Annotated in this window: 25 protein-coding genes and 1 tRNA gene; 8 read left to right on the top strand and 18 right to left on the bottom strand. The window is 65.6% G+C overall.

The window, feature by feature from the left end; translation table 11 throughout:
• Position 1: 1 nt before the first annotated feature.
• The 7 genes from AC5RWD_RS02175 to AC5RWD_RS02145 form a co-directional block, all read right to left on the bottom strand.
• The gene (locus AC5RWD_RS02175) at positions 2-829 is read right to left on the bottom strand and encodes a F0F1 ATP synthase subunit delta (protein WP_494018476.1); all 828 of its coding nucleotides are present in this window, start codon (positions 827-829) and stop codon (positions 2-4) included.
• Positions 829-1,386: a F0F1 ATP synthase subunit B gene (locus AC5RWD_RS02170; protein ID WP_494018475.1), complete on the bottom strand. Its 558-nt coding sequence runs from the start codon at positions 1,384-1,386 to the stop codon at positions 829-831. The genes AC5RWD_RS02175 and AC5RWD_RS02170 overlap by 1 nt, the downstream gene beginning before the upstream one ends.
• Positions 1,387-1,438: 52 nt before the next feature.
• Positions 1,439-1,657 (bottom strand): ATP synthase F0 subunit C, encoded by a 219-nt coding sequence (gene atpE, locus AC5RWD_RS02165; protein ID WP_011692451.1) that lies wholly within the window; start codon positions 1,655-1,657, stop codon positions 1,439-1,441.
• Between the two features lie 81 nt (positions 1,658-1,738).
• Entirely contained in the window at positions 1,739-2,539 is an 801-nt protein-coding gene (gene atpB / locus AC5RWD_RS02160) for a F0F1 ATP synthase subunit A (protein ID WP_494018474.1), read from the bottom strand.
• Between the two features lie 81 nt (positions 2,540-2,620).
• Positions 2,621-2,959, bottom strand: a complete 339-nt coding sequence (locus AC5RWD_RS02155; RefSeq protein ID WP_494018473.1) for a hypothetical protein — start codon at positions 2,957-2,959, stop codon at positions 2,621-2,623.
• Positions 2,952-3,449 carry a hypothetical protein gene (locus tag AC5RWD_RS02150; RefSeq protein ID WP_494018472.1) on the bottom strand — a complete coding sequence of 166 codons (498 nt, stop codon included), beginning with the start codon at positions 3,447-3,449 and terminating at the stop codon, positions 2,952-2,954. The genes AC5RWD_RS02155 and AC5RWD_RS02150 overlap by 8 nt, the downstream gene beginning before the upstream one ends.
• Before the next feature lie 92 nt (positions 3,450-3,541).
• Entirely contained in the window at positions 3,542-4,669 is a 1,128-nt protein-coding gene (locus AC5RWD_RS02145; protein WP_494018471.1) for an MraY family glycosyltransferase, read from the bottom strand.
• Positions 4,670-4,955: 286 nt separating this feature from the next.
• Between AC5RWD_RS02145 and AC5RWD_RS02140 the strand changes: the two genes are divergently transcribed.
• Entirely contained in the window at positions 4,956-5,852 is an 897-nt protein-coding gene (locus tag AC5RWD_RS02140; RefSeq protein WP_494018470.1) for a glycosyltransferase, read from the top strand.
• Between the two features lie 34 nt (positions 5,853-5,886).
• Here the strand turns inward: AC5RWD_RS02140 and AC5RWD_RS02135 are convergent, their stop codons facing one another.
• The 10 genes from AC5RWD_RS02135 to argS form a co-directional block, all read right to left on the bottom strand.
• Complete coding sequence (locus AC5RWD_RS02135) at positions 5,887-6,657, bottom strand: WecB/TagA/CpsF family glycosyltransferase (protein ID WP_494018469.1); 771 nt, start codon at positions 6,655-6,657, stop codon at positions 5,887-5,889.
• The gene (locus tag AC5RWD_RS02130; protein WP_494018468.1) at positions 6,654-7,400 is read right to left on the bottom strand and encodes an L-threonylcarbamoyladenylate synthase; all 747 of its coding nucleotides are present in this window, start codon (positions 7,398-7,400) and stop codon (positions 6,654-6,656) included. Before AC5RWD_RS02130 ends, AC5RWD_RS02135 begins: the two co-directional genes overlap by 4 nt.
• 15 nt (positions 7,401-7,415) lie before the next feature.
• Positions 7,416-8,330 (bottom strand): peptide chain release factor N(5)-glutamine methyltransferase, encoded by a 915-nt coding sequence (gene prmC, locus AC5RWD_RS02125; protein ID WP_494018467.1) that lies wholly within the window; start codon positions 8,328-8,330, stop codon positions 7,416-7,418.
• Between the two features lie 15 nt (positions 8,331-8,345).
• Positions 8,346-9,419: a peptide chain release factor 1 gene (gene prfA, locus AC5RWD_RS02120; protein WP_494018466.1), complete on the bottom strand. Its 1,074-nt coding sequence runs from the start codon at positions 9,417-9,419 to the stop codon at positions 8,346-8,348.
• 108 nt (positions 9,420-9,527) lie between these two features.
• Positions 9,528-11,723, bottom strand: coding sequence for a transcription termination factor Rho (gene rho / locus AC5RWD_RS02115; protein WP_494018465.1), 2,196 nt, complete (start codon positions 11,721-11,723; stop codon positions 9,528-9,530).
• A 445-nt stretch (positions 11,724-12,168) separates the two neighbouring features.
• On the bottom strand, positions 12,169-13,134 hold the full coding sequence (thrB, locus tag AC5RWD_RS02110) for a homoserine kinase (protein WP_494018464.1): 966 nt from the start codon (positions 13,132-13,134) through the stop codon (positions 12,169-12,171).
• Positions 13,135-13,145: 11 nt separating this feature from the next.
• Positions 13,146-14,252 carry a threonine synthase gene (gene thrC, locus AC5RWD_RS02105; protein ID WP_494018463.1) on the bottom strand — a complete coding sequence of 369 codons (1,107 nt, stop codon included), beginning with the start codon at positions 14,250-14,252 and terminating at the stop codon, positions 13,146-13,148.
• Positions 14,253-15,581: a homoserine dehydrogenase gene (locus AC5RWD_RS02100; protein WP_494018462.1), complete on the bottom strand. Its 1,329-nt coding sequence runs from the start codon at positions 15,579-15,581 to the stop codon at positions 14,253-14,255. It lies immediately after the preceding gene.
• Positions 15,582-17,048 carry a diaminopimelate decarboxylase gene (lysA, locus tag AC5RWD_RS02095; protein ID WP_494018461.1) on the bottom strand — a complete coding sequence of 489 codons (1,467 nt, stop codon included), beginning with the start codon at positions 17,046-17,048 and terminating at the stop codon, positions 15,582-15,584.
• 17 nt (positions 17,049-17,065) lie between these two features.
• Positions 17,066-18,715, bottom strand: coding sequence for an arginine--tRNA ligase (gene argS / locus AC5RWD_RS02090; protein WP_494018460.1), 1,650 nt, complete (start codon positions 18,713-18,715; stop codon positions 17,066-17,068).
• A 190-nt stretch (positions 18,716-18,905) separates the two neighbouring features.
• Between argS and AC5RWD_RS02085 the strand changes: the two genes are divergently transcribed.
• The 6 genes from AC5RWD_RS02085 (at position 18,906) to AC5RWD_RS02060 (ending at position 23,484) form a co-directional block, all read left to right on the top strand.
• Entirely contained in the window at positions 18,906-19,367 is a 462-nt protein-coding gene (locus AC5RWD_RS02085) for an FMN-binding protein (RefSeq protein ID WP_494018459.1), read from the top strand.
• 9 nt (positions 19,368-19,376) lie between these two features.
• On the top strand, positions 19,377-20,249 hold the full coding sequence (locus tag AC5RWD_RS02080; protein WP_494018458.1) for an FAD:protein FMN transferase: 873 nt from the start codon (positions 19,377-19,379) through the stop codon (positions 20,247-20,249).
• Positions 20,246-21,802 carry a ferredoxin--NADP reductase gene (locus tag AC5RWD_RS02075; RefSeq protein ID WP_494018457.1) on the top strand — a complete coding sequence of 519 codons (1,557 nt, stop codon included), beginning with the start codon at positions 20,246-20,248 and terminating at the stop codon, positions 21,800-21,802. Before AC5RWD_RS02080 ends, AC5RWD_RS02075 begins: the two co-directional genes overlap by 4 nt.
• A 93-nt stretch (positions 21,803-21,895) precedes the next feature.
• A tRNA-Arg gene (locus AC5RWD_RS02070) sits at positions 21,896-21,968 on the top strand.
• Between the two features lie 100 nt (positions 21,969-22,068).
• Positions 22,069-23,109, top strand: coding sequence for a M4 family metallopeptidase (locus tag AC5RWD_RS02065; protein ID WP_494018456.1), 1,041 nt, complete (start codon positions 22,069-22,071; stop codon positions 23,107-23,109).
• A 60-nt stretch (positions 23,110-23,169) separates the two neighbouring features.
• Positions 23,170-23,484, top strand: a complete 315-nt coding sequence (locus AC5RWD_RS02060) for a protealysin inhibitor emfourin (protein ID WP_494018455.1) — start codon at positions 23,170-23,172, stop codon at positions 23,482-23,484.
• Here the strand turns inward: AC5RWD_RS02060 and AC5RWD_RS02055 are convergent, their stop codons facing one another.
• Complete coding sequence (locus tag AC5RWD_RS02055; RefSeq protein WP_494018454.1) at positions 23,485-24,453, bottom strand: GlxA family transcriptional regulator; 969 nt, start codon at positions 24,451-24,453, stop codon at positions 23,485-23,487.
• An 81-nt stretch (positions 24,454-24,534) separates the two neighbouring features.
• Here AC5RWD_RS02055 and AC5RWD_RS02050 point away from each other — a divergent pair, with 81 nt between their 5' ends.
• Entirely contained in the window at positions 24,535-24,702 is a 168-nt protein-coding gene (locus tag AC5RWD_RS02050) for a hypothetical protein (protein WP_494018453.1), read from the top strand.
• Positions 24,703-24,709 lie beyond the last annotated feature (7 nt).

The raw sequence follows: 24,709 nt of genomic DNA, 5'->3' as shown, positions 1-24,709 counted from the left end.
GCTAGCCGGCCAGCTGGCGCTGAAGGTCATTCAGGCGGGTGAGGACCGAAGCGTCGAGCACTTCGTCCCCCACCTGAACCCGGATGCCGCCGATCAGCGTGGGGTCAACGTTGAAGTTGACCTTGAGCTCGCGTCCGTAAAGGGAGTTCAGTCCCGACTGCAGACGGTTCTCCTGCGTCCCGGTGAGGGGACGCGTGACGCTGACCGTCGCAATCCAGCGCTGCTGGCGCTTGGCGGCGAGCTCGGCGAAACGGCTCACGAGTTTGGTTGCCTTGATGCCACGGGGTTGCGCAACCGCCTGTCCGATGAGGACCTTGGCTTCCTCACTTGCGGAAGGAACCAGCCTTCCGGCCAGGGCGATCTTTGCAGCAGCGCTGGCCTGCGGTTCAGACAGGGCACGCTGCACTTCGTGGTTGGCAGCCACAGCCTGGTTGAAGGAGAAAAGATCGTTCTCCAGCTCTTCCAGGCCGGTGATACCGGAGGCAGAAACGGCCGACTTGTTTTCAGCAACGGCAATGACCACCGTTGCGGCAAGCGTCTCGAGTGCATCGCCGATGTCTCGCGCCGATGCCCAGCGTGAGCTGGCCAGACCGGCTGCGATGTCCACGGCTTCGGCGGAAACTTTTCCGCTGAAGAGCTGCTTGATCAACGCCGACTTTTCCTCACCGCTGCGGGAGGGGTCAGTCAGGGCCCGGCGCAAGCCAGCCGAGCTGTCTACCGCTCCCAGGATCCCGAAAAGTTCCTTTGCCAACTGCAGCGATGCAAACGGAAGCTTTGGCTCCAGCTCGGTCAGCGCCTTGGTCAGCGATTCGCTCGATACACCTGCCATTACTTAGCTACACCTGCGTTCTGGGTCTCCAGATCAGCCAGGAAGCGGTCAACAACGCGTGCTGCACGTGCGTCGTCCTCGAGGGTTTCCCCAACGATGCGGCCCGCGAGCGTGGTGGCAAGAGTGCCCACCTCCGAACGCAGCGACACAACTGCCGCCTGGCGCTCGGACTCGATCTGCGTGTGTGCCTGAGCGGTGATGCGTGCAGACTCTGCCGCAGCCTTCTCCTTCAGTTCCGCAAGGATCTGGGCGCCTTCGGCACGCGCTTCCTCACGGATACGGTTGGCCTCGGCACGGGCATCAGTGAGCTGCTGCTTGTACTCTTCGAGTGCGGCAGAAGCCTCAGCCTGAGCTTTCTCAGCCTTGGCGATGCCGCCCTCGATGGCCTCGGCACGCTCTGCAAACGTCTTCTCGAACATCGGGACAACGAACTTGACCACGATGAAAAAGAGGACAGCAAAGCCGGCGAGGACGACGCCCATTTCCCACACATTGGGAACGAGCGGGTTAGCCGCCGCTGCGCCTTCGGTGGCGGCTGAGATGATCAGCTGATTCATATTTCACCCGTCCTTATCTACTCGGTTCTGAATGTTCGCTAGTTCTGCTGGACTAGCTAAGAACGAATGCGAAGACCAGACCCAGGATGGCGAGGGCTTCAGTCAGCGCAAGGCCGAGGAATGCGATCGGCTGAAGGACGCGCTGGGCTTCCGGCTGACGTGCCACACCGTTGATGTAAGCGGCGAACACGAGACCCACACCGATACCACCGCCGATGGCCGAGAGGCCGTAGCCGATGAGGTTGAGGGAGCCGTTGATGGAGCCTTCCATTTTTCTTCCTTTCAAGATGCCAACTCTGTGGCAGGTTGTTTGGGTTGCTTCATCCCCGCGAGGGGGAAGTTTAAGGGGTGCCTAGTGGCTGTCGGCGTGAATAGCGCCTTCGATGTAAATCGCAGTCAGCAGGGTGAAGACGTAGGCCTGCAGTGCCATGATCAGCGCTTCGAGCATGTACATGGCGATCGCGCCGGCCAGGACCAAAACAGAGGTCCCCTTCAAAAGAACGTTCTCCTGCATGACGAGGAATTCAATTCCCGAGCCGGCGATCATGACGATCAGGTGGCCTGCCAGCATGGTGGCGAACAGACGGAGGCTGTGCGTGACAGGGCGGACCAGGAAGTTGGAGATGATCTCGATCGGGATGACGATCGGCAGGATGTAGACCGGAACTCCGGAGGGTACCGTGGCGAGCTTGAAGTAGCGCAGGCCGTTCTTCTTGACGCCGATGGCGATCCAGGTGATGTAGACGATGGCCGCCAGGACGTAGGCGCCGCCCACGTGGGAGAAGCTCGGCAGCTGGATCAGCGGGATCGCGCCGTAGATGTTGTTCACCAGGATGAAGAAGAACAGGCTGAACAGCAGCGGGACATACTTCATGAAGTCCCTGCCGCCGATGATGTCCTTGGCGATGCTGTTGCGGACGAAGCCGTAGGCCATCTCGCCGGCGAACTGCAGCTTGCCAGGAACCAACTGCTGCTTCCGCGCAGCTAGCATAAAGAATGTAGCGATAATGACGACGGACAGGATTACCAGCAGCATCTGCTTGGAGAATCCGTCATGCGCACCCCACGGCAGGATCGCCGGCAGGTGCATTTCTTCAATTCCGGGAGGCGTGAAGACTCCTGAATTTTGGGCCGGGAGCGCAAGCGCGATCAACGCGTTTCCTCTCTGCAGTGTCCATCGTTGGGCGTTGGTCGGGTTCCGGCGTGACTCATGCTCGCCCTCCCCCTCGTAAAGTTATTTGGCATTACTGGTCCCGTCCTCGGACGGGCCGCTGGCTGCACCATTCCCGCCAGTCGGTTTTCTCGAACTGGTGAGGCCGTGCATATGGGATAGATAGAATCCTCCCGCAGCTCCAAGCAGAGCGCCTGCGAGCACAATCCAGCGGGTTCCCCACAGATAATCCAGTCCCCACCCTATCAAACTCCAGACCATGATTCCGCCAATAATGTAGCTGAATACGGCGATTCCAGCGTTGTAACCGCCATCACCATTCTCAGCTGACTCGCCTTGGGTGCGGGCCTGTTTACGGGCGTCGTCGGCAGGGTTGTTTTCGGGGTGGTGCCGCTTAGACATCGGTGGTTCCCCTCTCCGACTGTGCGTTTGGTTGGGGGTCGTTGAAGATCTGCAGCCGGGCTTTGCTGAAGCCATAGATTTCGGCAGCCTGCCAGAACACCACAGAGACGACTGCCCCAATCAGGAACCAGCGTTCGTGCAGCCATTCCGGCGCGCCGAGAACGAACAGCACAACCGCAAAGCCAATGACCTTTACGAAGTACGTCGCTACGAACAGGCCAACGGCACCAGACGGATTGTTTTTGCCGACAAAGTGGCCGATCAGGAGGCTGATGGCAAAAAATGCCATCACCAGCAGGCCGCCGAACGTACTCGAGAGCAGTCCGACCCAGGCGTTAAGAATCAAGGCAACGATGCCCGTGAGCAGCAGCGCTCCGCCGGCCGCTGCAGAGCTGATGCCCAGCAGACCGAGCCACAGCGACTGCTTGGGGCCGGATGCGCCAACGGATCCCTTGCCGGATGCAGGTCCGGGTTCGGCGTTGGAGGTCATGCGAAACCCAATCTTCGGGGCAGGGTGGAGTGGTGCAGGAAAGACCTGCACCTGAATTCTACACGAGATAGAAATTTTCCGAAAAGCGCCTGTTACTCTGGAGCCTGTCGCGCTCCGGCGTTCTCGCCGCGGCGGCTCAGGTACGGCCAGGCTGTGACCAAGCCCATGATCAGCGTGGCGACGACCATGGCTGCCAGCACGACCTGCCAGGGGTAGACAGCGAAGGCCAGGCCGCCGAAGGACAGGACGGCCGCCCACAAATACAGCAGCATCACCGCAGTGCGGTGGGAATAACCGATGTCCATGAGTTTGTGGTGCAGATGCCCGCGGTCGGCGGACCATGGTGAGCGGCCGACGGCGGTGCGCCGCACCACCGCGAGGCACAGGTCCAGGAGCGGCAGGAACAGCACGGCAAACGGCAGCAGGATGGGGATGATCGTGGGGATACCGTTGACACGGTCATAAAGCCCGGAGGTGATCTGACCGGTCGAGACCACACCGGCTGACGCCATCAGCAGGCCGATCAGCATCGCGCCGGAATCGCCCATGAAGATCTTCGAAGGAAACCAGTTGTGCGGCAGGAAGCCCAGGCAACTGCCAACTAGGACGGCCGTCAGCAGCGTGGCGAGGTCCGAACGGTCCAGGATCGGCGCGTTCCGGTGGACCCAGTAGGCGGTGAGGAAGAAGGCGGACCCCCCGATGATGGCTACCCCGGCCGCCAGTCCGTCCAGCCCGTCGATGAAGTTGAACGCGTTCATCGTGACCACGATGAGGCCTGTGGTCAGGACGATGTTGACCGGGTCCGAGTCGAAGCGGATCGGTTCCGGTATGAACGGGATGATGGTCATGCGCACACCCCAGAGGGCCACGACGAGCGCGGCCAGAGCCTGCCCAATCAGCTTGACCCACCAGCGGAGGTCCAGAAGGTCGTCCGCCACTCCCACCAGCACGATCACGGCCGCACCCGCCAGCACACCCCAGGGAGCACCGTTATTCCGGAAGATGTCCTTGACGAAGAAGGACTGGCTTGCCACGGCCAGCGCCACCAGCACGCCGGCGAAAATTCCGAGGCCGCCGAGGCGCGAGACCGGGCTGGAATGCATGTCCCGGCTGCGGATCGGCGCGAACAGCTCAAGCCGGTTGCCGATCAGCCGTGCACCCCACGTTGCCGCGTAGGAGACGATCGCCGCCGTCAGCATCATGGACAGGTACATGATCATGGCGCGGCCACCGTTCGCGTGGCAGTGAGGTTGCTACACGGATGCGGATGTGGATTCGGGGTCAGGCCGGGCGGACCATGCGGGCTCGTTAGGTGTGGATCTGACGTGCAATAAATGAAACTTCTCCGTCGCCATGCGCACAGACAGGCAGTGCATAGTGCCTGACGGGGCTGTATTACAGTGGACTCTAGTCAAGATACTAACGCCAACGGGTACATCGCTTCGCGTCACACGGCCTTACGCCGGCGGGAAACTTGCCGACGGCTGTGCTGAAAGGATCCCCGCAATGCCAGTGTCGGTCGCAGTTGCCGCCGTGACGTTTGACCGTCCCCATGAGCTCGCGGTCCTGCTGAAAGCCATCAATGGGCAGACGGCCCCCGTATCCACCATCTGCCTCGTTGACAGCGGCACGGTGCCGGCAAAGGACGTCGCCGCGCAGCACGCAAATGTGGACTACATCCGTTCGGAAGCCAACCTCGGCGGCGCCGGCGGTTTCTCCCTCGCGGCGCTCAAGGCCGTGGCCAGCGGCGCGGACTGGGTCTGGATGATGGACGACGACGCCGAGCCGGCGGATGCCGAGTGCCTGGCCACGCTGATCCGGGAAGCCGAAGCAAGGGACCTGGAGGCTGTTGTGCCCCTGGTGGTGGCTCCGGGCCATCCCGACCAGCTTTCCTTCTTCTTCCGGCTGGACGGCAAGGTCTCGCATGACCGGGCCGCGCTGGAGAAAGTGGGGTTCCTGCCGAACGACGGCCACTTCTTCAACGGCGCGCTCATCCGCTCCGATGTCTTTTTCAAGGTGGGTTTGCCGGACATGCGGCTCTTCATCCGCGGCGACGAGGTGGACTTCACCATCCGGCTGCGCAAGGCAGGCATCCGCTTCGGCACCGTCACCACGGCTGCGATCATGCATCCGCACGCGTTTTCCGAAACCAAGCACGTGTTTGGAGCCCGCTGGCACGTCATCGTCCCGGAGGGCGCCTTCAAGCGCTACTACTACTACCGCAACCGCGGCTACCTGATCCGCCGCCATTTCCGCGTGAAGTCCCTGGTGGCCGATGTGGGCGGCTACCTCGGTTACTTCCTCCGCCGGGGCGATCTCCGCGGGCTCGCCGACTGGTTCCGGGCGTTCTCGACGGGGCTCCGCGGCAAGGGATTTGGCCCGCTGAAGGACCAGAAGTTCTAGCGTAGGCGGCCGCGCAGCCTGGATCGCCGGCCTGTCAGCCCTGCCCGCGCAGCCAGCGCCGCAGCAGCAGCCCCAGCAGGACCCACGGCTCGCCAAACACCCGGTACGCCACGCGGCGCGGATGCAGCAGCAGCCGCCAGGCCCATTCCAGGCCCAGCCGGCCAAGCCAGCGGGGCGCCAGCTTCTGGATGCCGGCGATCTGTTCGATGGCGCCCCCGACGGCGCAATAGACGGCGGGCGGCAGCGACGGCAGGCGGCGCCACAGCACCTCTTCCTGCAACGGCATGCCAAGGCCGATCAGCACCAGCTGGGGCTGGACTTCGGCCAGCCACGCGGCGGCCTTTTCTTCCAAATCCGGATCCCAGCCCTCCCCCGGCATTCCGGAGACAGTGGCCCCCGGCACGATGCCCTGCAGCTTCGCCACGGCCTTGGCGTTGGCGGCCGCGCCAGCACCGAGGACAGCGATGCGATGGAGCCCGTCCAGCCGGCCCAGCGCGGGAATCCAGTCCGTTGAACCAAGCCGGTAGTCCATGACGGGCCGTGTGTCCCGGCCGGTCTTTTCCCGGTTCCTCCCCCACAGCCAAAGAACGGGCGCGCCGTCGAGAAGAACGACGTCACTGTTCTCGTAAAACTTCCTGAACTCGGGTTCGGAGTGGAAAAGCGTCACGCTATGGAGGTTGTGTCCGACGACGGTTCTGGTTGTGCCGTCAGCGATGAATCCGTTGAGGACTGCGGTGAGTCCGTCAACGTCCAAGGGCGTGGCGTCCACTCCCAGGACCGGGATCGGTTGCCTCTGCAGCGTCATTCGGCGCTTGCGGGCTTTTCGCCTGCGTCGGCCTGCTCAGGAGCCTTCGAAGCAGCCTCGGGCGCGGCGTCATCCGGCCCGTTGCCGTTGATGTCGAGGACTCCGGGAACCACCTCACGCAGCCGCTCGATGCTGATGGCCCCCTCACGGACCACGCGCAGCGGCAACGACGTGGCATCCACGATGGTGGACGGCCGGGCGTCGGTTCCCTCGACCGGCCGGAAGCCGCCCTCCAGGTAGACCTCCACGGACTCCGCGAGCTGTGACCGTGCTTCAAAGGCGGTCTGTGCCGGAGCCTGGCCGGTCCGGTTTGCCGAGGACACGGCCAGGGGTCCGGTAACCGTCAGCAAGTCGATCGCCACCTCATCGTCCGGGATGCGAAGGGCGACGGTGCCCTTGGTCTCGCCCAGGTCCCAGTCGAGGGACGGCTGCGCGTGGAAGATCAGGGTCAGCCCGCCGGGCCAGAAGGCCTCGGCCAGGTCCCGGGCATCCGGGTACACATCGGTAGCCAGCCCGTCGAGCGCATTCAGGCGCGGAATCAGGACGGGCGGCGGCATGTTCCGGCCGCGGCCCTTGGAGACCAGCAGCATGGTGACTGCCTGCGGGGAAAAGGCATCGGCAGCGATTCCATAGACGGTGTCCGTGGGAAGGACAACGCACTTCTTTTCAAGGATCGCCCGCCGTGCGTGGGCGATTCCAGCGGTCCGCTCGTCGTCGGCCGTGCAGTTGTACGTAGTGGTCACTGCCTCATTCTTTCATTACTCCGCAGGCGGGAAAGCAAGGACGGCGCTGGTGGCCCGTTCCTTGCCGTTAAGGTCAAAATGCGTGGTGACGTCGGTCCAGAGCCCCGTCCGCTTCAGCATCGTCGATATCCAGCCGGCCTGGACTTCGGCGTGTTCCATCACGAAGTAGCCGCCGGGAACCAGGAGCCGTGCCGCCGAGGCGGCGGCCGCCGTCGGCAGTTCCATGCCGTCCGCTCCGCCGCCGTAGAGCGCTTCCGGAGGGTCGTGGAGCGCCACTTCCGGCTCGTTGGGGATGGCTTCGGCGGGGATGTACGGCGGGTTGGACACCACGACGTCGAACGTTCCGTTCTGTTCCTGCATCGCGTTCCGCAGGTCCCCCAGCAGCAGGGTGACCCCCAGCGGCCGGAGGTTCTTCGCCGCCCAGGCGTGCGCGAATTCGCTGAACTCCACAGCGAACACCTCGGCCTCGGGCACCTCGTGCGCAATTGATCCGGCAATGGCGCCGGAGCCGGTGCCAAGGTCCACCACTTTGGGGCGGGCCACGCCGGCACGTTCCAGTACGTGGAGCCGGTCAATGACCAACTGCACCACGGACTCGGTTTCCGGGCGGGGAATGAAGACGCCCGGCCCGACCGCAAGCTGGAGGTAGCGGAAGTGCGCTACTCCCGTGATGTGCTGGAGCGGAACCCGGCTGGCGCGCTCGGAAACGAGTTCGGCGTAGCCTGCCGGGGCCGGCGCATCACCGAGCAGCATGGCCCGGAGCCGGCCCAGGCCTACGCCCAGTAAATGGTCGGCCAGCAGCTCGGCGTCCACCCGCGGGCTGGGCACGCCAGCCTCGGTCAGGCGTTCCGTCGCCTCGCGGACCGCGGCAGCCAGGGACTGGGCAGGTGGACTGTGCTCTGGCGCCGCCGGGGTTTGCTCGGACGTCATGTGATCCCGGGGCTTCTAGTCGCCGATGGCGTCCAGCCGCGCCTGCTCGTCCATCTCGATGGCGGACTGGATGACCGGCTCGAGGTCCCCGTTCATGACCTGGTCAAGGTTGTACGCCTTGTAGCCCGTGCGGTGGTCGGCGATCCGGTTTTCCGGGTAGTTGTACGTGCGGATCCGCTCGGACCGGTCCATGGTGCGGATCTGGGACTTCCGCTGAGCCGAGTTCTCGGCGTCGATCTGCTCCTGCTGGTGCGCCAGGATGCGGGCACGGAGGACGCGCATGCCGGCTTCACGGTTCTGCAGCTGGGACTTCTCGTTCTGCATGGCCACGACGATTCCGGTGGGAAGGTGGGTGATGCGGACGGCGGAGTCGGTGGTGTTGACGGACTGGCCGCCGGGACCCGAGGACCGGTACACGTCGATTTTGAGGTCGTTCTGGTTGATCTCGAGCTCTTCAGGCTCATCCACCTCGGGCAGGACAAGAACGCCCGCGGCCGACGTGTGGATGCGGCCCTGCGATTCGGTCACCGGCACGCGCTGGACACGGTGCACGCCGCCCTCGAACTTGAGCCGGGCGTAGACGCCTTCGGCGGGATCGTTGGAGCTTCCCTTGACGGCCACCTGGACGTCCTTGTAGCCGCCGAGGTCGGATTCCGTGGCGGAGATGATCTCGGTCTTCCAGCCCCGTGACTCGGCGTAACGGGTGTACATGCGCAGCAGGTCGCCTGCGAACAGGGCAGCCTCGTCGCCGCCTTCGCCGCCTTTGACCTCAAGGATCACGTTGCGGGCATCGTCCGGGTCCCGCGGAATGAGCAGCCGGCGAAGCTTCGCGGCAGTGGCCTCGAGGGCAGCCTCGAGTTCGGGCACCTCAGCAGCGAACTCGGGGTCCTCGGCGGCCATTTCCTTGGCGGCAGCAAGGTCATCCTGGATTCCGTGCCACTTGTGGTAGGCCTCAACGATGCCGTTGAGCTGCGCCGACCGCCGCCCCAGCTTGCGCGCCAGCTTCTGGTCGGCATAGACAGCCGGATCCCCAAGCTGGGCCTGGATAGCATCATGCTCATCAAGCAGGCCCTGTACGGACTCAAACATTTTCAAAACCTCTTTCGACTCTTACAAGTCTAGTTTCACGGGACTTAACGACGAACCGCCCAAAATATGCCGGCCACCAGGCCGGCATATTTTGAGCGGTGAGCGCAGCTACTTGTCGTTATCCGACTTCGCACCAAGCGTCGTCTTCTGGACCTGCATGAGGAACTCGACGTTGCTCTGGGTTTCGCGGATCTTGTTGGTCAGGAGTTCCAGGCTCTGCTGGGTCTCCAGGCCGGAGAGGACGCGGCGCAGCTTCCACATGATCTTGACCTCTTCGGCCGAGAGCAGGTTTTCTTCGCGGCGCGTGCCGGAGGCGTTGACGTCCACGGCGGGGAAGATACGCTTGTCAGCCAGCTGGCGGGACAGGCGGAGCTCCATGTTGCCGGTGCCCTTGAACTCTTCGAAAATGACCTCGTCCATCTTGGAACCGGTCTCCACGAGGGCCGTTGCCAGGATGGTCAGCGAGCCGCCGTTTTCGATGTTGCGGGCAGCACCGAAGAACCGCTTGGGCGGGTACAGCGCAGCGGAGTCCACGCCACCTGACAGGATGCGGCCGGAGGCCGGCGCTGCCAGGTTGTAGGCACGGCCCAGACGGGTCATGGAGTCCAAAAGCACCACGACGTCCATGCCCATTTCCACGAGGCGCTTGGCGCGTTCGATGGAGAGTTCGGCCACGGTGGTGTGGTCGTCGGCGGGACGGTCGAAGGTGGAGGCAATGACCTCGCCCTTGACGGTGCGCTGCATGTCCGTGACTTCTTCGGGACGTTCGTCAACCAGCACCATCATGAGGTGGACCTCAGGGTTGTTGGTGGTGATCGCGTTGGCGATGGACTGCAGGATGAGCGTCTTGCCGGCCTTCGGCGGGGAGACGATCAGGCCACGCTGGCCCTTGCCGATCGGGGCGACCAGGTCGATGACGCGGGGGCCGATCTTCTTGGGATCGGTCTCGAGGCGCAGGCGCTCGGACGGGTACAGCGGAACGAGCTTGGCGAATTCCACCCGGTCCTTGAGGTCCTCTGCGGTCTTTCCGTTCACCGAGGTGACGCGGACCAGCGCATTGAACTTCTGGCGGACGGACTGCTGGCCGCGGTCTTCGCCGTCGCGCGGAGCGCGGATGGCACCGACAACGGCGTCGCCCTTGCGCAGGTTGTACTTCTTGACCTGGGCCAGGGAGACATACACATCGTTCGGGCCCGGGAGGTAACCGGACGTACGGATGAACGCGTAGTTTTCGAGGACATCCAGGATGCCGGCCACCGGCAGCAGAACGTCGTCGTCGGTAACCTCGACGTCGTCGACGTCGGGGCCTTGGCTGCGTCCCCGGCGGCGGTCGTTGCGGTCGCGGAACCGTTCGTTGCGGCTGCCGTCGCGGCTGTCCGAACGCTCGTTGCGGTCGTTCCGGTCGCGGCGGTTCCGCCGGTTCCGGCGGCTGCCGCCGTCGTCGTCGGCGTCGCGGTTGTCGTCACGGCGGTTGTCGTCGCGGCGGTTCTCGCGGCCGCCAGCTTCGCCGGCATCACGGCCACCGCGGCCACGGGCATCCCGGCGTTCACGCTGTCCGGCTTCGCCTTCGGGTGCCTGCTCGCGGGCCTCAGCACCGCGTGCTTCGGTGCCACGGGTTTCAGTGCCACGGGTTTCGGTGGAGCGTGCCTCAGCACCGCGCGTTTCAACGCCGCGGTCCTCGGGCGCAGCTTCGGCGGGAGCAGCGGCTGCCTCGGCGGGAGCCCCTGCGGCTGCTTCACCGCGGCGGCGGTTGCGGGTGCGCGGCTGGCGGCGCTCTGCGCCTTCTGCCTCGGCGGAAGCTGCGGCCTCGCCGGCCGGTGCGGCGGCAGGTGCCTCTGCACCGGCCGGTGCTTCAGCGGCCGGTGCTTGAGCTGCCGGTGCCTCGGCGGCGGTTTCCGCTGCGGCTGCTGCAACAATGCCGTCGCTCACTGCCCGGCGGCTGCGGCCGCGGCCACGTGCACGGGTTTCCTGCGCCGGAGCCTCGGCGGCCTCTGCGGCCGGGGCTGCTGCGGGGGTTTCGGCTGCCGGGGCTGCAGGGCTGGTTTCAACAGCCTTGGCGGCGCTCCGTGCCGGTGCCTTGGTGGCGGTGGCGGACGTGCCTGCACGGTGGGCGGAAATGGCCGTCACCAGGTCGCCCTTACGCATGCGGGATCCGCCGGAGATACCGAGCTGGCTGGCGAGAGCCTGCAGCTGGGCGAGCTTCAGGCCGGCAAGGCCGCTGCTCTTGGCGGGAGCTTCCGTCAACGATCCGGAAGCAGAAGATGGTGTGTCCACAGCTGGCGACAGCTCAGTGGTTTCGGTCACGAAGGATCCTTCCCCCTCGACGGCGTCCAGACTGTGAGCTGGACGCGATGATTGAATCTGGGCTGCAGTTCAGATCTACAGCCGGGATGTCGGCCTTGCCGGTTGGAGTTCGGCCAGCAGGGCCGGATACTGAACACCTTCAACGCTCCGCATAGCTGGCGGGGCGGCGGACTGGAGGTTCAGGGAACAGAAACACTTCTGTAGGTTCCTGGCCAGGCCAAGCAGGTGGCACCGGAAAATATTGCGCAACAAGAGATCGAAGCAGCAGCAGCAGATCGAAGCAGATTCTGACCCGATGACCGGTTAAGGCCATTCTCGGAGTCGTTGACTGCACGGTCTCTTGGCTGCAGGGCCCTCTCGACTGCAGAGTCGCCGTCGGGCTGCATCAATGAATGATGTGCTGATTCAGTGAATGCGGTGGTGACTGCGGAGACTGCATGCGGTGTTACCGCCGGTGCACTCCCACTTTAGCACCTTCGACGTCGACTGCCAGCTTCATCACACGCCAGTTGATGTCCGGCGTGTTTGCCTCCGCAAACGCGGCAATGAATTCCAGAACGGCATCGGCCTCTGTCTCGCCGTTGGCCAGGACCAGAACCGTGGGTCCTGCGCCGGAGACAACGGCAGCGTGGCCGGCTCCGCGCAGGGCCTTGATCAGCCCGGCGCTGGGCCGCATGGCCTCCGCACGGTAGCTCTGGTGCAGGAAGTCCTCGGTGCCGGCGAGCAGGAATTCAGGCTTCTGCGTCAGCGCGTGGATCAGAAGTGCTGCCCGGCCGGAGTTCATCGCAGCCGCGTGGTGGCCGATGGAGGCAGGCAGCAGGGCGCGCGCGGCCTCGGTGGAGAGTTCGTAGTCCGGGACTGCCACGATTGGGATGACGTTCGCGTCTACCGTGGCGCACGTGCTGCTGTACTGGTCACTGTCCTGCCACGACAGCGCCAGTCCGCCATAGATTGCGGGAGCGACGTTGTCCGGGTGGCCTTCCATCTCGCTGGTCAGCTGCAGGATCCAGTTCCGGTCCTGCTGCTTCCCCGCCGGCAGCAGCGCGTTGGCAGCCGTCACGGCCGCCACGACCGCGGACGCCGACGAACCCAGGCCACGGCCGTGCGGAGCGACATTTTCTGCCGTGATCTTCAGCCCGGTATGGCGGTAACCCAGCCGTCCGAAGGCGGCATTCATCGCACGGACCACCAGGTGGCTGGCGTCCCGCGGCAGGGAATCCGCACCCTCGCCGCTGAGCTCGAAGACCAGCTCGTCGCTGTCCAGGCTCTCTACAGTCAGTGTGTCGTGCAGCGTGAGTGCCAGCCCGAGGCTGTCATAGCCGGGACCAAGGTTGGCGCTGGTGGCCGGAACCCGGACCGTCACCTGCTGCCCGGCCTGGATGGCGGGCAGCTGGGCGGTCTGCGGCAGCATGGTTTCCACTGTTATTTGTCTTCCAGTCCCAGTTCTGCGGCGACGGTCACGACGTCGTTCGGCACCTTGACGGGCTGCACATCGCTGCCGTCGTCGGTCCTGAGGGCCCACTGCGGGTCCTTGAGGCCGTGGCCGGTGACGGTGATGGCGATGGTCTTGCCGGACGGCACCTCGCCGGCGGCGTGCTTCTTGAGCAGGCCTGCCACGCCGGCGGCGGAGCCGGGCTCCACGAAGACGCCTTCGCGGGAGGACAGCCAGCGGTGGGCGGCCAGGATTTCCTCGTCAGTAACGGAATCGATGAATCCGCCGGACTCGTCACGGGCGGCGATGGCACCGTCCCAGGAAGCGGGGTTGCCGATCCGGATGGCGGTGGCGATGGTGTCGGGTTCCGTGATGGGGTGCCCTGCCACGAACGGAGCGGCCCCGGCAGCCTGGAAGCCCCACATGGCGGGGGTCTTGGTGGCGACGGGCGCAAGCGTTCCGGCCGTTTCGGACTCGTACGGAGCGGAGTACTCCTGGTAGCCCTTCCAGTAGGCCGTGATGTTTCCGGCGTTGCCAACCGGGAGCACGTGGATGTCCGGGGCATCGCCCAGGGCGTCAACGATCTCGAAGGCGCCGGTCTTCTGGCCCTGGATGCGGGCCGGGTTCACGGAGTTGACCAGGAAGACCGGGTAGGACTCGCCCAGCTTGCGGGCGATGTCCAGACAGTTGTCGAAGTTGCCGTCCACCTGCAGGAGCGTGGCGCCGTGGGCGATTGCCTGGCTCAGCTTGCCCATGGAGATCTTGCCTTCAGGCACCAGCACGGCACACGTCAGGCCGGCGGCGGTGGCGTACGCGGCAGCGGAGGCCGACGTGTTACCGGTAGAGGCGCACACAACGGCCTTGGCTCCGGCCTCCACGGCCGCGGTCATGGCCATGGTCATGCCGCGGTCCTTGAAGGAGCCGGTCGGGTTCATGCCCTCGACCTTGAGGTAGACGTCCGAACCCGTCAGCTCGGACAGCTTCTGGGCGTGGACCAGGGGCGTACCGCCCTCGCCAAGGGTGATGACCCTGGTGGCCGCCGTTACGGGCAGACGGTCAGCGTATTCGCGGATGACACCGCGCCATTGGTGAGCCACTTAAGCTCCTTCTACCCGCAGAACGGATGTAACGGAATTGATCACGTCAAGGCCCTTCACGGCTTCGACGGTCGCTGCCAGTGCAGCTTCGCTTGCGCGGTGGGTGACGATCCGCAGCTCGGCCGATTCCACCTTGGAGTCGGCATCGCGGTGGATGGTCTGGCGCATGATTTCGATGGAGACGCCATGCTCCGCGAAGAGCTGGGCAATCTTGGCCAGCACGCCGGGCTGGTCCGCAACGTCCAGGCCGATGTAGTAACTGGTGGTCGCGGCGTCGATGGGCAGCGCCGGGACGTGGCCGGTGGTGGATTCGATGCGTCCGGGACCGCCCAGGACAATGCGGCGGGCGGCCGAGACGAGGTCGCCCAGCACGGCAGACGCCGTCGGGGTTCCGCCGGCGCCCTGGCCGTAGAACATCAGCTCACCGGCGTTCTCCGCCTCGACGAAGACAGCGTTGAACGCACCGCGGACGGCGGCCAGCGGGTGTTCGCGCGGCAGGAGCGTCGGGTGGACACGCACGGAAACTCCCTCGCTCCCGTCTGTTTCCGTGCCGGTGGCGGTGATCTTCTCGGCGATGGCCAGCAGCTTGATGACAAAGCCCGCTTCCTTCGCGGCGGCGATGTCGGCGGCGCTGACGCGGGTGATTCCCTCGCAGTAGACGTTCTCCAGGTCGAAGCGCGTGTGGAAGGACAGGGACGCCAGGATCGCGGCTTTGGCGGCGGCGTCGTGGCCCTCGACGTCGGCCGTCGGGTCAGCTTCGGCGTAGCCGAGCCGCTGGGCCTCGGCAAGTGCGTCCGCGAACTGCGCGCCGGTGGAGTCCATCTGGTCCAGGATGAAGTTGGTGGTGCCGTTGACGATGCCCAGCACACGGGTGATGCGGTCACCGGAGAGGCTGTCGCGGATTGGACGCAGGATGGGGATGGCGCCGGCCACGGCGGCTTCGTAGGACAGCTCGACGCCGGCCTTGTCCGCCTCTTCGTAGAGCGCCGGACCGTCGGCGGCAAGCAGGGCCTTGTTGCCCGTGACCACGCTGGCCCCGTTCTGGATCGCGGACAGGATCAGCGAACGGGCGGGCTCGATGCCGCCCATCAGCTCGATCACGAGGTCGGCGTCCTTGACCAGCGTTTCACCGTCGGTGGTGAACAGCTCGCGCGGCAGGCCCACTTCGCGCTCGGCGTCGAGGTTCCGCACGGCGATGCCGGCCAGTTCCAGGTGGGCGCCGGTGCGCGGCGCCAGGGTGTCGGCGTCGTTGATCAGAATCCGCGCCACCTGGGCCCCGACGTTGCCACAGCCCAACAGGGCCACTTTCAGGGTTCGCAATTCGGTCATTCAGGCTCCCATGTCGCGGTTCAGCAGATCTTCTTCGGTTTCCCCGCGGACAATGAGCCGGGGAGATCCGTCGCGCACAGCGACAACGCCCGGCCGGGCCAGATAGTTGTAGTTGCTTGACAGGGCCCAGCAGTAGGCGCCGGTTCCCGGTACAGCGAGCAGATCACCGGCTGCCACGTCCTCGGGCAGATATACATCTCTAACAACTATGTCGCCGCTCTCGCAATGTTTGCCCACTACGCGGGACAGTTGCGGGGCCGCTGCGGAGGCCCGCGACGCGAGAATGGCCGAATAATCCGCGTCGTACAGCACCGGACGGGCGTTGTCGCTCATGCCGCCGTCCACTGACACATAGCGGCGCGGGTGCGTAACGTTTTTGTCGGCGGATTCGCCGGAGCCGGCGGCCGGTGCGTCCACCCGGACGGTTTTCAGGGTGCCCACCTCGTACAGCGTGAAGGTGCTGCTGCCCACGATGGCACGGCCGGGTTCGATGGAAATCCGGGGTGCGGTAATGCCCAGTTCAGTGCACTTGGAACGCACGACGGCGGCCATCGCCTGTGCGATGTCAGCTGCCGGGCGGGGCGTATCCACCGGCGTGTAGGCGATGCCGTAGCCGCCGCCGAGGTCAAGCTCGGGCAGCGTGATGGAGTACTTGGCCTGCACCGCGGCCAGGAACGTCAGGAGCTTTTCGGCGGCCAGCGCAAAACCGTCCGGCTCAAAGATCTGCGAACCAATGTGGCAGTGCAGGCCCAGCAGCTCCACGCTTCCGTAGGACGTTGCCGCGGCCACAGCTTCCTCGGCAGCGGACAGGCCCGCCTCATCAGTGGAATCCTCCGCCATGGAGAGGCCGAATTTCTGGTCCTCGTGGGCGGTGGCGATGAACTCGTGCGTGTGGGCGTGCACGCCAGGAGTCAGCCGCAGCATGACCTTGGCGGTCTCCCCGCGGCCGGAGGCGATCTTGGCCACGCGCTCCAGCTCGTCCAGGCTGTCGACCACGATGCGTCCGAGGTTCATGTCCAGCGCCCGGTTGATCTCGGCGTCGGACTTGTTGTTGCCGTGCAAGGACAGGTTGGCACCGTCGATGCCGGCGCGGGCGGCGACGGCAAGTTCACCGCCGGAGCACGTGTCCAGCCGCAGCCCCTCTTCGGCGACCCAGGTCGCGACGGCAGTGCACAGGAAGGACTTGCCGGCGTAGTAGACGTCCACTCCCCCGCAGATGTCGGCGAAGGCGTCGTCGAACGCAACCTTGAAGGCACGGGCGCGGGCGCGGAAGTCCGATTCGCTCATGACGAAAAGGGGCGTGCCGAACTGCTCCTTGAGGACGCTGACCGGGATGCCGTCAACGGCAAGCTCACCGCCGGCGTCCCGCTCCACGCCGGCTGCCCATGCCGGGGTGTGCAGGGCGTTGAGGTCCGCGGGGACGGCAAGCCACTCCGGAGCCAGCGGGGAGGCCGAGCTGTTGTTCATGGTGTGCGGCAACCTCATCACATCCGTTCCGGCGCCGAAACGCCCAGCAATTCGAGTCCATTGGCGAGCACCTGGCTGGTGGCGTCATTGAGCCACAGCCTGGTGCGGTTGGTGTCCGTGACGGCTTCGTCGCCCATGGGCGCAATGCGGCAGGCGTCGTACCAGCGGTGGTAGGCGCCGGCAATGAGTTCCAGGTGCCGGGCCACGCGGTGCGGCTCCCGGAGTTCGGCCGCCTTGGCCACGATGGAAGGGTAGCTGCCCAGGTAGGACAGCAGTTCGTTTTCCGTGGCGTGATCCAGAAGGGAGGCCTCGAAGGCGCTCCGGTCCACACCTGCTGCCACTGCGTTCCGCGCAGCGCCCCGGGACCGGGCGTGGGCGTACTGCACATAGAACACGGGGTTCTCGTTGGAGTGCTTCTTGAGCAGCTCGGGATCCAGCGTGAGCGGCGAGTCGGCCGGGAAGCGTGCCAGCGAGTAGCGCACCGCGTCCGTGCCCAGCCAGGAGATCAGGTCCTTGAGCTCGATGATGTTGCCGGCACGCTTGGAGAGCTTGGCGCCGTTAACGGAGACCAGCTGGCCGATCAGGACCTCGATGTTGACCTCGGGATCGTCCCCGGCTGCGGCGGCGATGGCCTTGAGCCGGTTGATGTAGCCGTGGTGGTCCGCGCCGAGGAGGTAGATCTTTTCGGTGTAGCCGCGGTCCTTCTTGGACAGGTAGTACGCGGCGTCGGCGGCGAAGTAGGTCGGCTCGCCGTTCGCACGGATCATTACGCGGTCCTTGTCATCACCGAAATCGGTGGTGCGCAGCCAGACGGCACCGCCGTCGTCGAAAACGTGGCCCTGCTCGCGAAGGCGGGCAACGGCACTTTCGATCGCACCGGCGTCGTGAAGTTCCTGCTCGGAGAAGAACACGTCGAAGGAGACCCCAAAGTCCGCCAGTGTATCCTTGATGTCCTGGAGCTGGGCCTCGTAGGCGGCGGCCCGGATCACGGGCAGCGCCGCGGCATCCGTCAGTTCGCGGATGTCCGGGTGGCGGGTCAGGACCTCATGGCCGAGATCGCGGATGTACTCGCCCGGGTAGCCGCCCTCAGGCACGTCACGGCCGTGCAGGCGCGACAGCACCGAGTTGGCAAACACGTTCATCTGGGAGCCGGCGTCGTTGATGTAGTACTCGGCGGTGACGTCGGCACCCGAGGCGCGGAGTACCCTGGCGATCGAGTCCCCCAGGGCTGCCCAGCGCGTGTGGCCAATGTGCAGCGGTCCGGTGGGGTTGGCGGACACAAACTCCATGTTCACGGTGTGGCCGGCGAGCGCGGTGTTCGTGCCGTACTCCCGGCCTGCTTCGACGATGGCCTTGGCCAGGGCACCGGCGGCCGCAGCGTCAACCGTGATGTTCAGGAAGCCGGGACCGGCGATTTCCACGCCGTCCACACCGTTGATGTCCTTGAGCCGGGCGCTGAGCTGCGTGGCGAATTCTCGCGGGTTGGTCCCGGCTTTCTTGGCCAGCTGCAAGGCGATATTGGTCGCCCAGTCGCCGTGCTCCCGGTTCTTCGGACGCTCCACCAGGACGGAGTCCGGTATAGCCGCCTCGGCAAGGGCAATGTCGCCGGCGGCAACGGCGTCTTTCAGGCAGGCGGATATTGCGAGGGAGAGTTCTTCGGGAGTCACACTCCTAGCCTACCGGGGAGCCCGTCGCCGCGCGGAATCCGGGGGCTTGGCGCACTCCCTCGACGTCACAGCAAATAGTAGGGAAATTCACAGGAAATGCCCTTAGCCTTTACTCAGCTACACAATTGTTGAAACATCAACACTGAACAAATGCTGTCCCTGGCGTGCCCGCACCACGAAAAGAGACCCCGTGAAGCCTTCAATCCGTAAAACTGTTATTGCCGGAATGGCCGGCCTGTCCCTCGCCGGAACGGTGGCAGGCTGCGCGCCTTCCGCCCAGCAGCCTGCCGCGCAGGAGACCGAGCCCGCGGCGGCGGCATCGCCATCGGCATCGGCTGCCGCGACGGGTTCCGCAGCCGGCTACAAGGACGGGACCTACAGCGCGGACGGCAACTACAAGTCCCCCAACGGCACCGAGACCGTGGGCGTCCAGCTGACACTGGCCAACGGCACGGTGTCCGCGGTGGAGATCACCGAGCACCCGTCCAACCCGAACACCCGCAAGTTCCAGGGCCAGTTCGCCGGCGGCATTGCCGAGCAGGTGGTGGGCAAGAGCCTGGATGAGATCAACGTCTCCAAAGTGGCGGGTTCCTCCCTGACCAGCGGCGGCTTCAACCAGGCCGTCGAAGCGATCAAGGCGCAGGCCCTGTAGGCCGCTGCCATGCCGCACACGGGTTGGCAGGAGTTCCGGTTTGACGGCATCGGGACCAGCTGGGAAGTCTCCACCCCTGCCCCGCTGCCCCCGGGGCTCCGCAGCTCCGTGCTGGCCGAAGTGGAGCGCTATGACTCCACGTGGTCCAGGTTCCGCGCTGACTCCCTGGTGACCCGGATGTCCGTGGCGCCCGGGCAGTACCAACTGCCGCCCGAAGCCGCCGGCCTGGGCGCACTGTACCGGCAGCTCTACACGCTCAGCGGCGGAGCCGTGACTCCCCTCATCGGTGAAAGCCTTGAGCGGCTCGGCTACGACGCGCACTATTCACTGCAGCCCCGCGGCGAGGCGGCACCGCCCCCGGCCTGGGACGCCGTCCTGGAATGGCACGGAACGTCACTGCGCACCGCTGCCCCGGTGATGCTGGACATCGGCGCGGCCGGCAAAGGCCAGCTCGTGGACCTTTTGGCCCAACAGCTAAGGAGCCACGGGGTGGCGGACTTCTTCATCGACGCCAGCGGGGACCTCCTGAACGGCGGCCAGGCGCCGGTCCAGGTGGCGCTGGAACATCCGTATGATCCCAGCAAGGCGATAGGAACGGTGCCGCTGGGATCCGGCGCTCTCTGCGCTTCGGCGTCAAACCGGCGGGCATGGGGAGACGGGCTTCATCATGTCCTGGACGGCACCACCGGGGCGCCGGTCAGGACGGTCGTGGCCACGTGGGCCCGGGCGGACACCGCCATGGAGGCGGACGCCCTCGCCACCGCCCTGTTCCTGGTTCCCGCCGAGGAGCTCGAACGGCACTTCCGTTTTTCCTGGCTCAAGGTATTTTCCAACGGCAGCGCGGAGTACTCCGCGGAATTCGAAGGAGTGCTGTTCACATGAGTTCAACCACGTCCCGGCAGCAGGCTTCACCGGGCACCGCACTGGATGCGTACCTGGGCCGGTTCACGATGTACAGGCTGGTGCTGTTGGTGCTGGCCGTGCTGGCCGCTTACAGCCTCCTCCTGGACGCCCTCGGCTGGCTGACGTTCGGTATTCCAAACATGCTCGCCCACCTGGCCCTCTGCCTTGGGCTGACGTACGTTTCCAACCGTGGGCTGGCCGCGCTGTTCCGCGTACAGCCGCACGCGGAATCCTCGCTAATTACGGGGCTGCTCCTGTATTTCCTGTTCTGGCCTACCCAGCTCCGTCCAGAGTTTGCACCGATGGATTTGGCCGGGGTGTCCCTGGCCTGTGTCCTGGCGTCAGCGTCCAAATACGCCCTGGCGTGGCGCGGACGCCACGTGTTCAACCCCGCGGCGGCGGGGGCCTTCATCACCGGGCTGACAGGCCTCAACATCGCCACGTGGTGGGCGGGCACGCCTGCCATGCTGTGGCTCCTGGTCCCGGGCGTGCTGCTGGTCCTCTACCGCACCCGGAAAACCCTCATGGCAGCCGTCTTCATCCTGGTGGCCACCGCGGTTGTGGCCGCGGTGCAAATGCCCTCGGGGGTCGACCTCGGAAGCGCTGTGTGGCAAACCCTGGCCCAGGGACCCGTGCTGTTTTTTGCCGGTTTCATGCTCACCGAGCCGCTCACCCTGCCGCCGAGGCGCTGGCAGCAGCTGGCGATGGCCGCCGTCGTCGGAATCCTCCTGGCCACGCCCTACAACTTCGGCTTCGTGGCGAACTCCCCCGAGCTGGCACTGCTGGCGGGCAACCTGCTGGCGTTCGTGGCAGGCCAGCGCGGAAGCGTCCGGCTGCTGTTTAGCCACTCCCGCAGCCTTACGCCGACGACGACCGAATTCGTCTTCCGCCCGCGGCGCCCGCTCCGCCACACGCCCGGCCAGTACCTGGAACTGGATCTTCCGCACGCCAAGCCGGACGGACGGGGCAGGCGCCGCGTCTTCAGCCTGACCAGCCCGCCCGACGCCAAGCATGTGAAAATCGGCGTCGGTACCGCAGACCCCGTCTCTGCCGCCAAGCGCAAGCTGCTGTCCCTCAAGCCGGGTGAAGAGCTGACGGCCACGACGGTGGCGGGCGATTTCGTCCTGCCGAAAGGTTCGGATCCTGTGCTGCTCATTGCCGCCGGCATTGGCATTACGCCGTATTTGGCGCAGCTGTCCGGTGGTGTGGCCCGCGAGCGCGACACTGTGCTGCTCTACCTCGCCCGGAATGCATCGGAGCTCGCCTATGCGGCGGAACTGCAGGATTCCGGTGCCCGCATTGTCGCCCGGCTCGCCGACGCCTCGGCGCCGCCGGACTTCATCGAGGACGCCGGCGGGCTGCTTGCCCCCGGGGCTCGGCTCGACGGCCACGCGCTGAAACGGCTGGTGCCGGATATCGGCCAGCGCAGGGTTTTCATCTCGGGTTCGCCGGCCAGCGTCGGGTCATTGCGGCGCGCCGCCCGGCATGCGGGTGCACGCCGTATCCACGTGGATTCGTTCGCGGGATACTGAAGTAGAGCAGGAAAGCGGGTTTCGTTTTCCGTTCAGGCCCACCTTCCTGCTAAGCTCTAGGACGTCCGGCCGGGAACGGCGGGATCCCTGGATGCCCTCGTAGCTCAGGGGATAGAGCGTCTGCCTCCGGAGCAGAAGGCCGTAGGTTCGAATCCTATCGAGGGCACAGAAGCAACCCCCGTCCGCTTACCCAAGCGGACGGGGGTTTCCTGCATCTCCAATGCGCCTGACACGGAATGTCAGAGGCCGTTCGTAGGGTGAGTTGCATGTTCTGTTCAATCGTTCCGCCGTACATTCTCCGCCGCCTGGCCGCCCAGGGATCACCCCGGTTCTCGGCAGTTGCCCGTGCCGCCAAGGAAGCCCTGCTCCACGTTGGCGCCGTGCACGCCGCACGGACGTCGGCGCCGTCGGCTCCTGCCGGCGTCAGGCAACTGCAGCCCTCTCCGGTCAACAGGTCCGTCTTCGACGCGCAGTTCGGAGAGTCGCTGCCCGGGCAGGTTGTCCGGAAAGAGGGAGACGCGGCCACCGGCGATCCCGCCGTCGATGAGGCGTATGACGGGCTGGGCCACACGCACAGCCTTTACGCGGACGCCTTCGGGCGGAACTCGGTTGACGGGCTGGGAATGCCGCTGAAGGCCACCGTCCACTTCGGCAGGATGTATGACAACGCGTTTTGGGACGGCCAGCAGATGGTGTTTGGCGACGGCGACGGCGAGGTCTTCGAGCGGTTCACAAAGTCACTTAGCGTGATCGGCCACGAGCTGGCCCACGGCGTGACGCAGTTTTCGGCCGGACTCGCCTACCGCAACCAGGCAGGGGCCATCAACGAGTCCGTCTCCGACGTGTTTGGCGCCCTAGTGGAGCAGTACCACCGGAAGCAGACCACCGCCGAAGCCTCCTGGCTGATCGGCGAGGGCCTGTTCACGCCTCAGGTGGAAGGCTCCGCCCTGCGCTCCATGAAGGCACCGGGAACGGCTTACGACGACGACGTCCTGGGCAAGGACCCGCAGCCGGACTCCATGGATTCCTATGTCCGCACCCGGTCGGACAACGGCGGAGTCCATATCAACTCCGGCATTCCGAACCGGGCGTTCTGCCTCGTCGCCCAGACTCTGGGCGGCAACGCCTGGGAGGCTCCGGGCCAGATCTGGTACGAGACCCTGACGGGTGGCTCGCTGAGCCCGACCGCCACCTTCACAGCCTTCGCCAAAGCCACTGCGGCAACGGCGAAGGAACTGTTCGGTGAGGAGTCCGCAGAGCATGACGCCGTGCGCGGGGCATGGGAGACTGTGAAGGTAAAGCTCTAACCGACGCCGGGACTGTGGCATTTCGCTTCCCGGCAGCCGCGGAAACCCGGGAAACTCGCCATGAAAATCACAGTCGAGCGCAGCGGCGGGATAGCCGCACTGACCCGCGTCTGGACGGTGCTGGCCGTCACGAGCAGCGACAAGAGCCGCTGGCAGCCCCTCGTCGAAGCGTGCCCATGGGACGCCGTCGACGACCCCCGGCAGGCGCCGGACGGGCAGCCGGACCGTTTCATGTACTCCATCCGCGCCGGCCAGCACCGCGCCACGCTGCCGGAAACGGCAGTCACCGGTCCCTGGCGTGTACTTGTGGAGTCGACCCGTGCCGCCGCTGAAGAATCGCGCTCCGGCCGCGGCGGGTCCGGCTTCCGGCGCTAGCTAGCCTGCCGGGGCCATCTGGCCGCGGAAGGCCCGGCGGTAGGACTGCGGGCTCGTGTCCAGCACCTTGGCGAAGTGATGCCGGAGTAACACGGGATGGCCGAACCCCGACTGCCGCGCCACCTCGTCGATATTCAGCTCCGTGGACTCCAGAAGCTCCTGGGCGCGCAGGACGCGCTGGGAATTGAGCCAGGCAGCCGGGGTGGCTCCTGTTTCAGCACGGAACCGACGGGCAAAGGTGCGCGGTGACATGTGCACGCGGGCGGCGAGCTCCTGCACCGGATGTTCCTCATCCAGGTTCTCCACCATCCACCGGAGGAGTTCCTCCATGGGCTGGGACCCGCACTCGGGCATGGGCCGGTCGATGAACTGGGCCTGGCCGCCGTCGCGGTGCGGCGGGACCACCATGTCCCTGGCGATGGCGGCCGCCACGGCAGCCCCGAATTCGACCCTCACCAGGTGCAGGCAGGCGTCAATGCCCGCGGCCGTTCCGGCGCTGGTGATGATCCTGCTGTCCTCGACATAAAGGACGTTTTCATCCACCAGAACCTTGGGGTACTGGGCGGCCAGCTCTCCCGAGTAGTGCCAGTGCGTGGTGCACCGGCGTCCATCCAGGAGCCCGGCCCGCGCCAGCGCAAACGCGCCGGAGCAGATCGACATCACCCAGGCGCCGCGGTTGTGCGCCGCCCGGAGGGCATCGAGGACGGATTCCGGAACATCCTCATCCCGGCCGTAGGGCGCCATGATCACCAGGTCGGCATCGGCGGCGGCCTCCAGGCCGAGGCCGACGTTCATGGTGAGACCGGACTTCAGCGGAACCACGCCAGGCACCGGCGCGCACACGCGAAAGTCGAACTGCGGCACGCCTGTTCCCCGGTCCGAACGGTCGATGCCAAACACCTCAAATGCGGTACCGAACTCAAAGATCGAGAAGTCGGGAACCACGATGACTGCCACTGTTTTGAGCATGTATCCAGTATGGCAGAAATTTGTACTTTTTAGGCATTTCTGCCACTTCTTTCTGAAGCGCCGCGGGAGAACCATGGAGACATGGAAATCTTCGGAATCGCCTTCCTTGTTCTGGTCCTCGTTGCAGCTGCCGCCACGGTCAGCGCCATTCTCCGGGATGGCCGCGGCCACACCCCTCCCGAGCACTCGGCCCGGGACTGGTCCGCACTGGACCTGCCCAGCAGCAACTACACCATGCGCATCTTCTAGCGGCGCA

The sequence above is a fragment of the Arthrobacter sp. CMU6 genome, assembly GCF_059090205.1.
The sequence above is the reverse complement of the archived record's forward strand: the minus strand, read 5'-3'. Positions and strand labels throughout refer to the sequence as shown.

Bases quoted from the DNA above. Each gene is read 5' to 3' on its own strand.
- AC5RWD_RS02050 (WP_494018453.1), top strand. From the start codon at position 24,535: ATGGAAATCTTCGGAATCGCCTTCCTTGTTCTGGTCCTCGTTGCAGCT.
- prmC (WP_494018467.1), bottom strand. From the start codon at position 8,330: ATGACGTCCGAGCAAACCCCGGCGGCGCCAGAGCACAGTCCACCTGCC.
- AC5RWD_RS02060 (WP_494018455.1), top strand. From the start codon at position 23,170: ATGAAAATCACAGTCGAGCGCAGCGGCGGGATAGCCGCACTGACCCGC.
- lysA (WP_494018461.1), bottom strand. From the start codon at position 17,048: ATGAACAACAGCTCGGCCTCCCCGCTGGCTCCGGAGTGGCTTGCCGTC.
- AC5RWD_RS02065 (WP_494018456.1), top strand. From the start codon at position 22,069: ATGTTCTGTTCAATCGTTCCGCCGTACATTCTCCGCCGCCTGGCCGCC.
- AC5RWD_RS02055 (WP_494018454.1), bottom strand. From the start codon at position 24,453: ATGCTCAAAACAGTGGCAGTCATCGTGGTTCCCGACTTCTCGATCTTT.
- AC5RWD_RS02100 (WP_494018462.1), bottom strand. From the start codon at position 15,581: ATGACCGAATTGCGAACCCTGAAAGTGGCCCTGTTGGGCTGTGGCAAC.
- AC5RWD_RS02150 (WP_494018472.1), bottom strand. From the start codon at position 3,449: ATGACCTCCAACGCCGAACCCGGACCTGCATCCGGCAAGGGATCCGTT.
- AC5RWD_RS02145 (WP_494018471.1), bottom strand. From the start codon at position 4,669: ATGATCATGTACCTGTCCATGATGCTGACGGCGGCGATCGTCTCCTAC.
- AC5RWD_RS02135 (WP_494018469.1), bottom strand. From the start codon at position 6,657: ATGACGCTGCAGAGGCAACCGATCCCGGTCCTGGGAGTGGACGCCACG.
- AC5RWD_RS02175 (WP_494018476.1), bottom strand. From the start codon at position 829: ATGGCAGGTGTATCGAGCGAATCGCTGACCAAGGCGCTGACCGAGCTG.
- prfA (WP_494018466.1), bottom strand. From the start codon at position 9,419: ATGTTTGAGTCCGTACAGGGCCTGCTTGATGAGCATGATGCTATCCAG.
- AC5RWD_RS02075 (WP_494018457.1), top strand. From the start codon at position 20,246: ATGAGTTCAACCACGTCCCGGCAGCAGGCTTCACCGGGCACCGCACTG.
- thrB (WP_494018464.1), bottom strand. From the start codon at position 13,134: ATGCTGCCGCAGACCGCCCAGCTGCCCGCCATCCAGGCCGGGCAGCAG.
- AC5RWD_RS02170 (WP_494018475.1), bottom strand. From the start codon at position 1,386: ATGAATCAGCTGATCATCTCAGCCGCCACCGAAGGCGCAGCGGCGGCT.
- AC5RWD_RS02155 (WP_494018473.1), bottom strand. From the start codon at position 2,959: ATGTCTAAGCGGCACCACCCCGAAAACAACCCTGCCGACGACGCCCGT.
- AC5RWD_RS02080 (WP_494018458.1), top strand. From the start codon at position 19,377: ATGCCGCACACGGGTTGGCAGGAGTTCCGGTTTGACGGCATCGGGACC.
- AC5RWD_RS02140 (WP_494018470.1), top strand. From the start codon at position 4,956: ATGCCAGTGTCGGTCGCAGTTGCCGCCGTGACGTTTGACCGTCCCCAT.
- atpE (WP_011692451.1), bottom strand. From the start codon at position 1,657: ATGGAAGGCTCCATCAACGGCTCCCTCAACCTCATCGGCTACGGCCTC.